The sequence below is a fragment of the Microcystis sp. M083S1 genome, assembly GCF_020246405.1.
Lineage (GTDB): Bacteria > Cyanobacteriota > Cyanobacteriia > Cyanobacteriales > Microcystaceae > Microcystis > Microcystis aeruginosa_C.
The window spans coordinates 1-12,838 of sequence record NZ_JADBTB010000059.1; the positions used below are offsets into that span (position 1 = coordinate 1).

General features: G+C 43.9%; 13 protein-coding genes and 1 pseudogene. 4 read left to right on the forward strand and 10 right to left on the reverse strand.

Features of this window, described 5'->3' with window-relative positions; all coding sequences use genetic code 11:
* A pseudogene (locus tag IM450_RS05275) lies at positions 1-294 on the forward strand (transposase); the annotation flags it as partial.
* Here IM450_RS05275 and IM450_RS05285 read toward each other — a convergent pair.
* Together IM450_RS05285 and IM450_RS05290 are read right to left on the reverse strand one after the other, a co-directional pair.
* The gene (locus tag IM450_RS05285; protein ID WP_157404754.1) at positions 280-420 is read right to left on the reverse strand and encodes a hypothetical protein; all 141 of its coding nucleotides are present in this window, start codon (positions 418-420) and stop codon (positions 280-282) included. The pseudogene IM450_RS05275 and the gene IM450_RS05285 sit on opposite strands and share 15 nt — an antisense overlap.
* A gap of 183 nt (positions 421-603) precedes the next feature.
* Positions 604-870, reverse strand: coding sequence for a helix-turn-helix domain-containing protein (locus IM450_RS05290; RefSeq protein ID WP_353736981.1), 267 nt, complete (start codon positions 868-870; stop codon positions 604-606).
* A gap of 752 nt (positions 871-1,622) precedes the next feature.
* Between IM450_RS05290 and IM450_RS05295 the strand changes: the two genes are divergently transcribed.
* The 3 genes from IM450_RS05295 (at position 1,623) to IM450_RS05305 (ending at position 5,192) form a co-directional block, all read left to right on the forward strand.
* Positions 1,623-2,381, forward strand: a complete 759-nt coding sequence (locus IM450_RS05295; protein WP_287670639.1) for a hypothetical protein — start codon at positions 1,623-1,625, stop codon at positions 2,379-2,381.
* Between the two features lie 16 nt (positions 2,382-2,397).
* Entirely contained in the window at positions 2,398-3,858 is a 1,461-nt protein-coding gene (locus IM450_RS05300) for a DUF692 domain-containing protein (RefSeq protein WP_287670641.1), read from the forward strand.
* A gap of 470 nt (positions 3,859-4,328) precedes the next feature.
* On the forward strand, positions 4,329-5,192 hold the full coding sequence (locus IM450_RS05305; protein ID WP_287670643.1) for a hypothetical protein: 864 nt from the start codon (positions 4,329-4,331) through the stop codon (positions 5,190-5,192).
* A gap of 334 nt (positions 5,193-5,526) precedes the next feature.
* Here IM450_RS05305 and IM450_RS05310 read toward each other — a convergent pair whose 3' ends face one another.
* The 8 genes from IM450_RS05310 to IM450_RS05345 form a co-directional block, all read right to left on the reverse strand.
* Positions 5,527-5,787, reverse strand: a complete 261-nt coding sequence (locus IM450_RS05310) for a hypothetical protein (RefSeq protein WP_002801831.1) — start codon at positions 5,785-5,787, stop codon at positions 5,527-5,529.
* 366 nt (positions 5,788-6,153) lie between these two features.
* Positions 6,154-6,636: an HNH endonuclease gene (locus tag IM450_RS05315; RefSeq protein ID WP_353736982.1), complete on the reverse strand. Its 483-nt coding sequence runs from the start codon at positions 6,634-6,636 to the stop codon at positions 6,154-6,156.
* Between the two features lie 18 nt (positions 6,637-6,654).
* Positions 6,655-7,497 (reverse strand): BsaWI family type II restriction enzyme, encoded by an 843-nt coding sequence (locus IM450_RS05320; RefSeq protein WP_287670645.1) that lies wholly within the window; start codon positions 7,495-7,497, stop codon positions 6,655-6,657.
* A gap of 12 nt (positions 7,498-7,509) precedes the next feature.
* A complete protein-coding gene (dcm, locus tag IM450_RS05325) occupies positions 7,510-8,526 on the reverse strand; it encodes a DNA (cytosine-5-)-methyltransferase (protein WP_287670647.1) in 1,017 nt (338 codons plus the stop codon).
* A 161-nt stretch (positions 8,527-8,687) separates the two neighbouring features.
* Entirely contained in the window at positions 8,688-9,773 is a 1,086-nt protein-coding gene (gene ald, locus IM450_RS05330) for an alanine dehydrogenase (protein WP_287670649.1), read from the reverse strand.
* A 223-nt stretch (positions 9,774-9,996) separates the two neighbouring features.
* Entirely contained in the window at positions 9,997-10,299 is a 303-nt protein-coding gene (locus tag IM450_RS05335) for a DUF3181 family protein (RefSeq protein WP_004162977.1), read from the reverse strand.
* Positions 10,292-10,546, reverse strand: a complete 255-nt coding sequence (locus IM450_RS05340; RefSeq protein WP_002761850.1) for a hypothetical protein — start codon at positions 10,544-10,546, stop codon at positions 10,292-10,294. Before IM450_RS05340 ends, IM450_RS05335 begins: the two co-directional genes overlap by 8 nt.
* 119 nt (positions 10,547-10,665) lie before the next feature.
* On the reverse strand, positions 10,666-12,838 hold a 2,173-nt coding region (locus IM450_RS05345), incomplete at its 5' end, for a CHAT domain-containing protein (RefSeq protein WP_287709506.1).

Here is a 12,838-nt window from a genome sequence, read left to right on the forward strand (position 1 = left end):
CTCTCATCCCCTTATGCGTTTACTTGAAGCATTGTTTTGGTCGTTGCACGGGGATTAGCTTTGTCGATGCCACCAAAATTCAGGTCTGCCATAATCGCCGCATCAGTAGTCATCGGGTGTTTGACAATTTAGCCGCACGGGAAAAACCTCTGTGGAGAGGAGGGGGAATTGCTCAACGTTCACCTTGCTCCAGGCAATGTGGACGACCGTAAACCCGTGAACAAATTGCTACAATCCCTGTTTGGCAAAGTTTTTGCTGACCGAGGTTATACCAATTCTCTAAATGCCAACTACAGATAGAGCATCCAGGATATAACCTCGTCCAACAATTGAAGCAATTACCTCTTTGTTCATTTCTTCGAGTCGTTGACCAATTAACAAACGTAATTCCTCTAAGTCTCTAGGTAGTTTCCATCTCAATCCTTTTTTTAGATATTGCTAAATCTGTTCAATTGGATTAGATTCTGGGTAATGCGGTGGCTGAAACATGAGAATAATGTTGTCAGGTATTTTCAGGTTTTTTGCCTTATGAAACCTGCCATTATCTAACTGTATTATCAAAATACTATCAGCAAAATATTCAGAAACTAATTCTAAAAATATTTAAAAATATTCCTTTTCTTTTAATCTTTTTTCTAAGGCTTTTTCTGCCCACTGAGGAACTTTTCTTGGTCTTCCTGTACTGACTTTTTTAGACAATAATTTTTCCAGTCCCCCTTGACGATATTTTCCTAACCAATCTTGTACAGTGACTCTATTTCTTCCTATCATTTCCGCGGCTTCTGTCACTGTTTTTGCCTTTTTTGTCTTTAACAAGTACAATAATTGTATTCTTTCTTTTCCTGAACCAGTTTTTTCTTTTCTAAGCAGTTCCTTGAGTTCTGCTTAACTTTCAGATATTTCTATCTTATAAACTCCTGCCATATTTTTCCTTTAACTCTACTAATATGATATTCTATCCTATCTGTATTCACATTTTGGAGAATTGGTATAAGATTGAATGTGGGATGTGTGGGGAGTGTTATGACTCGTAAAGTAATTGCCTCAATTACAGAACAGGCTTATATTCTTGAGGTTTTGTCTATCGCCAAAGTTTAGAGAATCGGGACAAAAGTCTTACTCGATAAGCATTTCACGATTCCTTAAGCAAAAACTATTACACAAAGTCGAGAACAGCGGCAATTTACTACTAAAGATAGATATTTAAACGCATAAAACCTGTTATTTATAAGATTATAGCAATTTTCATCAGAAGGAGGCGTAGTCAAGAGGCTTAAACCCTTTGTTGGCAAAACTTGTCGATACCTCGGTAAGGTAAAAAGAGCTATAAAGCGATGGTCTTATGAAGAATGGCAACATTTTCGGAGTTTCTCGATTTTTGCTTTAAACCAAATATCGAACCATCAACAATTAAACTTAACCCCTCTTAGTGGTGCGGAAAGCTTTTTAAAATCTCTCAAGAGACAACCAATGTCGTCAAAACGAGGGCTGAAACCAATTATCTTCCTAGTATTCAGATGCGCTATATCGAACTATATCGAACAGTGTCTTACTGATAATCTTTTATTGATAATAGTGTTAGGAGTTTTCCGACCACCAAGCTCATCCCCGGGTAAATTGCCATGACAACATGGAAAATTTTGGGTCGTGTTATCGACCGTCAAACTCGTTCCAGTATTTCAGGACTCCGAGTTGAGGCTTGGGATAAAGACTTAATCTATGACGACCTGCTGGGCAGTGCCGTCACGGGGGAAGGCGGAGATTTTCAGATAATGTTCGACGAGTCCTACTTCCGAGAAGTGTTTCTGGATCGGCGGCCGGATATTTTCTTTAAAATCTTTCAAGACAACGAGCTAATCGAGAGTACGGAAGATTCTGTCCTCTGGAATATTGAATCAGGAGAAAATCAAATGGTTATTGAAGCGGATCAATCGATTAGTCACAGACATAAACTCGGCTTGAGCGGCCCGATCAGAGTCACTTTACCCGTTGAAGTCGCCTATAATCTAGAAGCTTTGCAGGTCAGTATCGCGGAAATTATGGGTCGCGTGGGTTGTAAGCCCTGCTTTTCCGGGGCGGCTTGTACTTTCCTTCACGAGCGGGAATTTATCCTCGATCCCGTGCGGAAAGTCACGCCATTGAATCGGCCAATCCCGGAACTTATGGACAGAGACTTGGGTGCGCGGGCCGGTGGGGTGAGCGTAGTGCTAGATGCTGGGATTAGTAACGATATCGAACGGGTGAAGGAAGCGATCGCCCGTATTGTCGCCCGTCTCGGATGTCCCGCATGTCACTCGGGATTCGATATCGCCTTTCGCAACGAGTTAGACCTGATTACCGTTGATAAAAAGTTGAATGTACAAGCATTTGGCAAAATCTAATTCTCGACTTCCGGAAATGGGCGTTGGGATTACCTATTCACCAGAACTAGAGCCTCTTTTAGAACAACGCCCGGAACTTTTTCCTGTCCTAGAAATCGAGCCTCAGACGATGTGGATCGAGACTGGGCAAGCTCCTCGACGCTACCGAACGCTAGAGAAAGTTTTCGAGCGTCTCGCTGGGCTTCCGGGAAAAAAGCTCGTCCATAGCGTCGGGATTCCCGTCGGCGGGACAGTTCGCCCCGATCGAGGGCAGTTAGAACTGTTGCGGCAGACGATCAACCGTCTCGGTTCGCCTTGGATGAGCGAGCATCTTAGCTTTAACGCGACCCCGGAATTCCACACGGGCTTTTTCTTGCCTCCCCTCCAAACACTAGAAGGAGTCGAGACCGCCGTTCGATCGATCGGGGATCTTCAAACCGCTTTACCCGTGCCGATCGCGGTGGAAACTGGGGTCAATTACCTGCGACCCCGGCCCGGGGAAATGGAAGACGGCGAGTTCGTCGCCCGCGTTATCGAAACTGCCAATTGTGGGCTGTTGTTGGATCTTCATAACCTCTGGGCTAACCAACTCAACGGTCGTCAGTCGCTCGAAGCTTACCTATCCCGACTTCCTCTCGATCGGGTCTGGGAAATTCATCTAGCGGGTGGCATGAAGTTGGGGGGTTTCTGGCTAGACGCTCATTCCGGGGAAATACCCGCTCCCTTATTCGAGTTGGCTAAACGGGTCATTCCCACCTTGCCAAACTTGAAAGCCATTATTTTCGAGATTTTTCCCTCTTTCATTCCCGTTGTCGGCCTGGATTTAGTCCGAGAACAGATAGAACGACTACACGAACTCTGGGAACTTCGGAAACCCGGCCGACTCTCCCAAGAAATCTCTTATCCCGTCCCGAAAACGAACGGGGGGGCGATAGGGGGTACTGCCGTTTCCCCGAGTAGATGGGAGTGGCTCTTAGGCAGTTTGGTGATCGGCCGCTCTCTACCGGACGAAATAGCACGAGAACTGACCGCCGACCCCGGAGTCCAAATTATCAACCGCCTGATTCAAGAATTTCGCGCTTCGATGATCGTCAGTGCCATCAGGTTAACTTCCCGTCTGATGATGCTGGCTATCGGGCCGGACATCTTCCGCGCTATCCTAGCCGATTTTTGGTCGAAAGCCCCGCCCCATCAATTCTCGACCACCGAAGTGGAAGCTTTCGCCGAATACTTGCGCTCTCTCGACCTTCAACTCCCCCAACTGCTAAAAGTTCTGGAGTTCGAGCGGGCTGTTATCGCCACGCTCATCGATGGACAACCGCGTCTCGTTCGCTTCGACATCGACCCATTCCCCTTGTTACGCGCTTTAGCCGAAGGGCATTTACCCGATGTACCCAGCCAACCCGGTCAATACGAGATCGAGATCACGCCCGATGGCCCAGTTGCAGTTAGTGGCGTTGATTTAGATTCCACTCGGTCAACTTTGCCTTTTCACTAAGAGCTGGCGAGAATTCTGGCTCTTCTGGTTTCTGTGTGGAAACGGGGTCTATACTGATAGTTTCTTCAGCAAAATAGCACTAAAAGCTGAAGGGGTGACAACCAGCCTGAAGTGTGGAGAGGGGGTAGGGTGTAGGGGGTAGGGTGTGGGGAAAAATCCTGTAGCCAAACAGGAACTCTACCAAGGGCTTGCTGAATAAATCTAAAAACCTTGTTGGATAAGGCTTTTAGACTTTTTTTTCCTCAAAAAGTGCCGACCTTTGGAGGGATCGGGGGTAAAATTCAGGTACTTTTTCCCTGAAAATTAGGTAACTGACTACCTGAAAATCGGTAAAACCCCACACCCCACACCCCACACCCCACACCCTGCCCCCACGAAAAACTTTTTCAGCAAACCCTAGGTAAGGCCGATATCGGTTGGAATCTTTCTTAACAAAAAAGTAAAAAACTTAAAAAAAGAGCAAATGATTGATGGGTATAGTTTTGAAAGAAGGAATCGAGGTCGAGGTCATCAAAAAAATGGAGAAATGGGCGGATCGAGAATTACAGTATGCGGGGCGGAGTGGAAAAATCGGAGGGAAGATGCGAACAATGGTTAGGTTATTGACCAAGAAGCACCGACGACCATCTCAGAAAACGGGAATTTGGCTGGCAACTTTGTGGGGATGCCTCTGTCCAGGATTAGCGATCGCAGGAGTTCCCAATGGAACTTGGCTTTCTCAACCTCAAATTCGGTTTCATTCGTCCACTAACACCCTCGGCCAGGTCATGAAAGACATCCAAAGCCAAAACTATAAGGTGGTCTTCTTGGATTTTCGGGGAGTGTCCGATGAGGTACAGAGGCGGGTGAGTCGGGAGGCGCGAGAGTACAGGTTAATGCCGGTGGTCTGGGTTCAGTCGCCCCAGTACCGTTCCCTGAGCGTCGCTGAACTGATCCATGAAGCGCGTCACGGGGATGGGATTCAGGTCGATGACCATTTTTTTGCCCATTATTCGGAGAGGGAGTTCCAATCTCTAGATTATCAGTACCGGAAACCGATTTTTTGCAGTATTCAGCCATTTCAGGCAAATTTAGTCACAGGGGGTCGGTGTAATCAGCTTGACGTTCAATGTTATGCCACCGAAAATTTTCGGAACTGTATCGCCCTGGCCGAAAGACTCGATGCAGTGGTGAGTTTGTCGGAGCAAGATACTTTTAGATATAGAGAGCAACTGGGAGCGCGGCCTTTCAACATTTTTTTATGGCCTTATAGTTATCTTCCGCCCACAACACAAAATCTCTTTCATGCGGTGTTCGCCTTTTTAAGGGAATGGGGTGGGGAAGGTGACGGTTAGGATTATTCACCCCGAAGCGCGGGCGAAAGCCGTCCCGAAGCGCGGCAAACTAAAATCGAAAATCTAAACCTTCTGGATAGGGGTGAAAGTAGCGATCCCGTCGAGCGCCCGCGACCCCGTTTTCCTGACAACGGGGCTTTGTCGTGATGCCGAACGTGATAATTTAGGTATCGTAAAGCATAATTATCGGCAGGATGGGTTAGACATCTCTTATTTTTAACCTGAGTTTCACATCTGCCAATTTCCCCTCATAACTACCATAAAATGAGAAATTATGACAATATTTCTAAGGATTGCCAGAAAAGAAAGAGCGCCCCGCTGCCGTGCCGATGGCCTATCCTAAAAGAATAATTGACGTCCAAACTTGATTTTTTTGGGTTCCTTCCACCTTTTCTAGTCTTCTATCCATCCCATCGACTTTCTCAGTTAGTTTTGCCTGTCCCACCTCTAGTTTAGTTAGCCGTTCGTCGATTTTGTCAAATTTCTGGTTAAGATTCTTCTGTAGGCTGTCAAATTTCTGGTTAACATCCTTGATGCTGTCTTTTATTTCCTTAAGGATGGATTCAAGACTATAAGTAACGGTTTCGTTAGACATTTTGGTAAAATCCCTGTGAGTAAGTTTTTTTAAGCGATATCCGTTGATAGTACAATAATTTTATCTTAATCCTAAATCTGGTTATTAAAGACTGATTATTTATTGCCACTTTTGCCTATTGCATGAGTGCCTATTCCCTCTCCTGATATGTAGCCTATACTCAACGGATTTAGTATGATTTCCTATTTTTGAGAAAAATATAGATAACCGCCTAGGTCAGAAATGTTGAATCCGTACATAAAACTTTACATACAAGCTGAGGAGAACAGGATAGTCATTACATTCCATAATTGCAGAAATGTTTTAGACAAACTCAATTATAAACAAAGTAATGCAATTGAGAATTTAACTTACCTTATCCTATTTTTAACCCTGAAATATATGATAGCGATGATAGTTTAAAAAATCTAAATCTGGTGAGAAGCGATCGGGAACATTTAAAGTTTTACCGCGATAGTTGATAAAATTTAGTTCTAACGTCTCGCTACCTTGATCCTGAGCCTTTTTTTTGATCTCATGGCCAATAATTAATCTTAAATCCTCATCGAAACTAATTAAACCTCGATCGAAAGCAGTATCATGAGTACGAGCTAGGCACAGGCCATTATGAGGGTTTAAACGCTGTTCGGGAAATTGACTCCAGGGTAATATATGACTAGCTGTTAATAACAGAGGAATGGGATTTCCTGTAATACAGCAACGATAGTTATATAGGGCTAAAATTGTCTTTCTAAAAAAGTTTTGTCCGATTCTAACTTTTCTGATTGCCTCGGTTTCTGTTTTGATCTTTTCCGAAAAATCAAGTCTAGTAAAATCCTCTTGCTGTTCGTTGATAACTCCTAAAATAATGTGTAATTTTTCCTGACTTTACAGTTTAAAAAAGTCTCTAACAAAATCTACTAACTCTGATAAGGGACTAATAAAATCTTGGGATTTTTGTCTATTTAAATCCGTCTCTTTTTCATTATCTAATTTTTTGGCCAAAAATGCTTTATCAAAAAATTTTAACATTCCTCGTTGTTGAGGATTGTTAATTTCGTTGTAAAAATTAACTGTAACAAAACAGATAAGAGGAATTTCTGGAACATTATAGTTAATGCCGTATTTTTCCTTAATTTTAGAACCATGATCATTAGCTATTTCTAACAAAAGTTTCCATTTATAGGTTTGCGATGCTCTTTCTCGCAAAGAAGTTTTTAACGATAAAATTATACATTTAGGATAGGGTATTTCTTGATTATTACCATCACTTATATTTGCAGAAGTATGGTAAGAATAAATGATCAAATCACAATCTGGTTTTTGTTGTTCTCCATCACCCAATTTAATAGTGGATATATTTTCAAATCCTCGAACAGCAGATTTTTTATTAGTTATATAAATACGTTGATCAATATTCTTGATCTCCTTATTTTTGAGAAAAATATAGATAACCGCATAGGGAAATATGTTTCCTACCACAGCTTTGGCAGTTTGTTTTTCATCTTTTATCAATCCCTGAAGCTTTCTTTGTTTAATAATTTTTTCTACTTCATCTTTTGAGCCTTGAATAACTTCATAGAGATAATTGAAAGCATTTTGATATATCTCTACATCTTGAATTGCTAAAATAGCGTCTATTTTCGAGATCACCGGTTGCATATAATAAGCATTCTTAATTGTCTCGATTAATTCATTTTCCTGAACATTAAAGCTATAGATATCACTCATAAATCTTTAGGACTAAAAAACTAGGGCAAGTTCTAATTGTTTGATAATTGGATTTTTGCGAGATGAATCAAGCAAATTTTTCTGATCTAAAATAGGATTATTCAGACTTAGCAATATCTCCCTTCCTATTGCCTCTACTACAGGAGGTACAACCGCATTACCAAACTGTTTATAAGCTTGATTATCAGATACAGGAATAATGAATTTTTCAGGAAATCCCATCAATCTTGCACATTCTCTTGGTGTTAGACGACGGGGATTTTTTCCCTGTTGAGGGATCAAAATTTCGGAACCATCTTTATAATATCTAGCACTCAAAGTTCTGGCAATTCCCTCTAAATTAACCAATCCATAACCGAAACCATTCCCTTTTTCTTTATGTTTATCAGCATACTTCTGTAAGTAATCCCAGAGATGATCTGTTAAAGTATATTTACTATCAACTTCCCCTTCAAGAATATCTTTAATTTTAGGATGAATATCTGGTATTTCTGGAAACATAAATCGGCTAGGTTTCTCAAACCCCACTATAAAAATTCTTTTTCTGTTCTGGGGAACAAGAGAACGAGCATCTATGACCTGATAATAAATATGATAATTTAAATCCTCTGATAGGGTATTTCTAATCACTTCAAATGTTTTACCCTTGTCATGACTCTGTAAATTTTTGACATTTTCTAAAATGAATGCTTTCGGTCTTTTTTCTCGAATAATTCTGACAACCTCGAAAAAAAGTGTTCCTTGAGTGGGATGATCAAATCCATGGCGAGTACCTAACGCATTGTGTTTAGTTACTCCAGCTATGCTAAAAGGCTGACAGGGAAACCCAGCCGTCAATATATCATGATCTGGTATTGTTAAAGCGGGAATTAAAGTAATATCTCCTTCGGGACTATCGTTAAAATTGGCTTCGTAGGTTTTTCGAGAAAATTTATTCCACTCCGATGAAAAAACACACTGACAACCCAGATTTTCAAAAGCTATTCTAAAGCCTCCAATGCCGGCAAATAAATCGATAAATTTGACCATTTTACCTTAATATTTTCCTAGGGATGATATTCCCTGATTATAACCAACAAGATATATAAAGTACAAGTGAATTAACCACCTTAATCCTGTTTTAATTGTTAAGATAGATACGACTGATTTTCCTAGCAGCCCAAAATAATTCAGTCGCACCTTTTTGACATTCAAATCAAATCGGGAAAAACTTCGCGCACTGCTGGATGAATTAACCGATGATTGGCGACATTTAACCCCTTAGCGAGGGAAACATCTTGATCCAAGGCTTTTACCCCATGGTCGGCTAATTTAATAACGTAGGGTAGGGTACTATTATTTAAAGCTTGGGTTGCCGTCCAGGGGACTGCTCCTGGCATATTAGGCACTCCATAATGTACTACTCCCGACTCCAAGTAAGTCGGTTGACTGTGGGAAGTGGCCCGCAGGGTTTCCACGCAGCCGCCTTGGTCCACTGCCACATCGACAATTACAGAACCAGGGTTCATTTTGGCGACTAAAGAGCGATAAACCAGGGTCGGCGCTCGTTTTCCCAAGACTAGCACTGCCCCAATCAATAAATCGGCCTTAGGAACCACATTTTCTAATTGTGCCGGGCTACTGTAAAGCAATTCTACCCTGGAACCGAATAAAGTCTCTAAATAGGCCAAGCGCTCGACGTTAATATCTAAAATAGTTACTTTTGCCCCCATACCGATGGCAATTCTAGCCGCTTCCGTACCCACCACACCACCGCCAAGGATAACCACTTGTCCAGGACTCACCCCGGGGAAACCCCCCAGTAAAACTCCCCTACCTCCCTGTTGTTTTTCCAGATAGCGGGCCCCAAATTGTACCGAAAGACGACCGGCAATAACACTCATGGGAGTTAAGAGAGGCAAGCGACCATCGGCAAGCTCGACCGTTTCATAAGCGATCGCAGTTGTTCCCGACTCGATTAATGCTTCCGTTAAATAGCGCTCGGCCGCTAAGTGTAAATAGGTGAATAGGAGAGCTTCCTTGTTTAAAAAGCCGTATTCTGCCTTAAGCGGCTCTTTTACCTTGACAACTAGCGGTTTATCCCAAACTTGGGCCGCTTTTTCCACAATTTTGGCCCCAGCTTTTTGGTAATCCTCATTGCTGAATCCAGCACCCAATCCGGCGGCCGTTTCCACAAATACCCTGTGACCGCGATCATTGAGTACACGCACACTACTAGGACTCAAACCGACGCGAAACTCTTGATCTTTAATCTCTTTGGGAACACCTATTTCCATAGTTTGCTTCTGGGGGACTATTTCTAACTAGGGTATGCTGAAAAAGTTTTTCGGTGGGGGTAGGGTGTGGGGTGTGGGGTGTGGGGTTTTAGCCATTTTCAGGGGAAAAGTCCCTGAATTTTCCCCCGGATCACTCCAAGGACCAGTACTTATCGGACAATGTTTTTAGATTTATTCAGCCAACCCTATAGTTGCGAGTTATCGGGCATACTATTGGGGAATTCTAGAAACTTTTTTGGTATTCTTCTAGCAAATCGATTAAATCTATCTGACATTTGCTGGGTAACAAATCCGCTAGAGAAACTTGCAGATGACCTCCTCCGAGGGTGACTTTAATCTCCCGCAGGATAGACATGACTGCATTCTCGCTTAAGCTGTCGTTTTCGAGCAAAGGGAAGACTTTTTCGGCAACGACGCTGTGTAAATGTGCTTCCCGGAGATAGAGATGCCATTTAGCCACGTCAATGTAGATATTGTCGCCGATTTGGGCCGCCAGATTTTCGATGTCCTGAGTTGTGTTAGCCATGGGATGTTACCGAGTAGTTAGCGATCGCCGCTATATAAATCAAATGTCCCACCAATAGAATAGCCCAAATTCCCGTGAACAGATTTAACCAAGTCCAATCGGAGAATTTAATGATATGAAAGAACCACAACCCTGAATTAATCGCTAAAAAACCCGCTACATGAACGGCGAAATTCATGCGATCATCTAAACGTCGGAAAGCGGGATCGTTTTTGCGATCGGGTTGACGGGGCCAACGAGGAGGCATAAGCAGTGATCAGTGATCAGTTATCAATTATCAGTGTACCGTTTTTTTAGCCAATAGATTTTGTCTTTGATCCCCCCTGCCCCCCTTGATAAGGGGGGTGGCGATCCCCCTGCTCCCTGCTACCTGCCACTTGCTCCCAACTCTTGACCATCTCCAATCAGGATAAACGCCGCCCAAAAGAAAGGATGAAGGTCAATATGGGCGAGTTTTGCTTGACGGAGGGCTTCCGCTTTGGTCATGCCCTGTTGTAAATTAGTATAAAATTGATTTAAAATCGCCGCCGTGGGCAATTCTGGGCTGTTTTGTTGGGAATGTTGCACAAAATCGGTGGCATTCCAAAGACTGGCGAGGGTAGTTTTCGCCCCCGCTCTTTCCCAAACATAGGCCAAACCCGCCAAACCGACTCCATCCACTTCCCGCGCCGTTTCACAAGCGCCAATAGTAATCAGTTCGGTGTTTTGCAGTCCCAGTTTCACGGCATCTTTGAGTTCATACTCTCTCTTGTTGGCAAACAGTAGGGTATTCGGTTTCATGCCTAGGCTAGGACACCCCTCTGGACGGAAACAACCATGAGTGCCTAAGTGCAGAATAGGAAACCGAGGCGATTGACTTAAAAAGGTATCTAGGGTAGCTTGTTGGTGTTTGTAGATTTGGCTGTTGGCATAGGTTTTTTGCAGAAAGTCAGCTTGAGCTTCTGTCCCGATTAATTCGACTTGGGTGGGACGGGGATTAGCAAAGACGAGGACACTAGGATTATTGACTTTCGGCGTGGGTTGGGGCTGCACTTTACTCAGACGGGTGAGGTAGTGAATGGGATATTTTTGCAGGAGATACTGTTGAGTTTGGTTGTCGTAGAGGGTTTCAAAGGGGATTCTTTGCAAAGCACCCGTGGCAATGATGGCCAGGGTTTGATTCGGGGCAATTTGGCCTTCAATGGGACGAATCAGCAGGTCATAGAGTTGGGAACTGAGGGCGCGATCGACGATTTCTAGGTCGCTTTCCAGTTGACTGGCGTAGCGTTGCAGACGCTCATTAAGATCTTTAGGGACGGGAACTTGCTGAACCTTAAGGGTGGTACGGGTGAGGGTAAAGAGGGCAACGGTATGTTCAATGTTATTTCTGCCTGTGAGTAGGACGGGTTGGAGGAGGGTGGTATTAGCAGGTAGGTTGGCTTGCAGTTGGGCGAGGTCGGTGGGGGTAATTTCCAGTAAATCGGCTAATTCGGGGTATTTTTCCACAAGGATTTCCGCTTGTTCGCTGAGGGCGGCTCGTTGTTGCAGGACTTGTTGGGAGAGGGTGTCGCTGAAGTTGGTTTGTAATTCTTGGCGCAGGGCTTCCAGTTGCCGTGCCTGTGCTTTCCACTCCTGATAAGCTTGATTGGCGACGGGATTTTTGACTTGTCCTTCGCTTCCCGCAAGGCGCTCGTAATCCACGAGGTCAAAAGTGGTGCTGAGATTTGCCCATTCAAAAGCTTTCTGAGGGGAATTCTGGCGAATGAGGAGACCTACTAGGGCGATGCTTGTCCCTTGCTCACTTTCTAGGAAAGTTGCCCGCAAGGAACGGCTAACTCCCCGCCGTAGCTCCAGAATCAGATTAGCGGATTTTTCTAGGGAGTCAATCGCCACTTCTGGTTTTCCTTGATCCCGATAGACAAAACCAATATTATTGAGAGTAGTGGCTTCCTGTGAGCGATCGCCCACTGCCCGCGATAAGGGTAAAGCCTGTTGGTAGTAGTCTAAAGCCTTCTGTTTCTCCCCTAAAGCAGAATAGACAGCCCCGATATTGTGGAGGGTATTGGCTTCCCCTGCGCGATCTCCCACCGCCCGCGATAAGGGTAATGCCTGTTGGTAATAGTCTAATGCCTTCTGTTTCTCCCCTAAAGCAGAATAGACACGACCAATATTATTGAGAGTAGTGGCTTCCCCTGCGCGATCGCCCACTGCCCGTCTTAAGGGTAAAGCCTGTTGGTAGTAGTCTAATGCCTTCTGTTTCTCCCCTAAATCTGAATAGACAGCACCAATATTATTGAGAAGTCCGGCTTCCCCGGAGCGATCCCCTACTGCCTGAAGTAAGGGTAAAGCCTGTTGGTAGTAGTCTAATGCCTTGTTTTTCTCCCCTAAAGCATCATAGACACGACCAATATTATTGAGGGTAGTGGCTTCTCCACTGCGATCGCCTACTGCCTGCAATAAGGGTAAAGCCTGTTGGTAGTAGTCTAATGCCTTCTGTTTCTCCCCTAAATCATCATAGACAGCACCAATATTACTGAGAGTAACGGCTTCCCCAGAGCGA

Coding starts and splice junctions, on each gene's coding strand:
- IM450_RS05295 (WP_287670639.1), top strand. CDS start 1,623: ATGACAACATGGAAAATTTTGGGTCGTGTTATCGACCGTCAAACTCGT.
- IM450_RS05300 (WP_287670641.1), top strand. CDS start 2,398: ATGGGCGTTGGGATTACCTATTCACCAGAACTAGAGCCTCTTTTAGAA.
- IM450_RS05305 (WP_287670643.1), top strand. CDS start 4,329: ATGGGTATAGTTTTGAAAGAAGGAATCGAGGTCGAGGTCATCAAAAAA.
- IM450_RS05310 (WP_002801831.1), bottom strand. CDS start 5,787: ATGTCTAACGAAACCGTTACTTATAGTCTTGAATCCATCCTTAAGGAA.
- IM450_RS05320 (WP_287670645.1), bottom strand. CDS start 7,497: ATGAGTGATATCTATAGCTTTAATGTTCAGGAAAATGAATTAATCGAG.
- dcm (WP_287670647.1), bottom strand. CDS start 8,526: ATGGTCAAATTTATCGATTTATTTGCCGGCATTGGAGGCTTTAGAATA.
- ald (WP_287670649.1), bottom strand. CDS start 9,773: ATGGAAATAGGTGTTCCCAAAGAGATTAAAGATCAAGAGTTTCGCGTC.
- IM450_RS05335 (WP_004162977.1), bottom strand. CDS start 10,299: ATGGCTAACACAACTCAGGACATCGAAAATCTGGCGGCCCAAATCGGC.
- IM450_RS05340 (WP_002761850.1), bottom strand. CDS start 10,546: ATGCCTCCTCGTTGGCCCCGTCAACCCGATCGCAAAAACGATCCCGCT.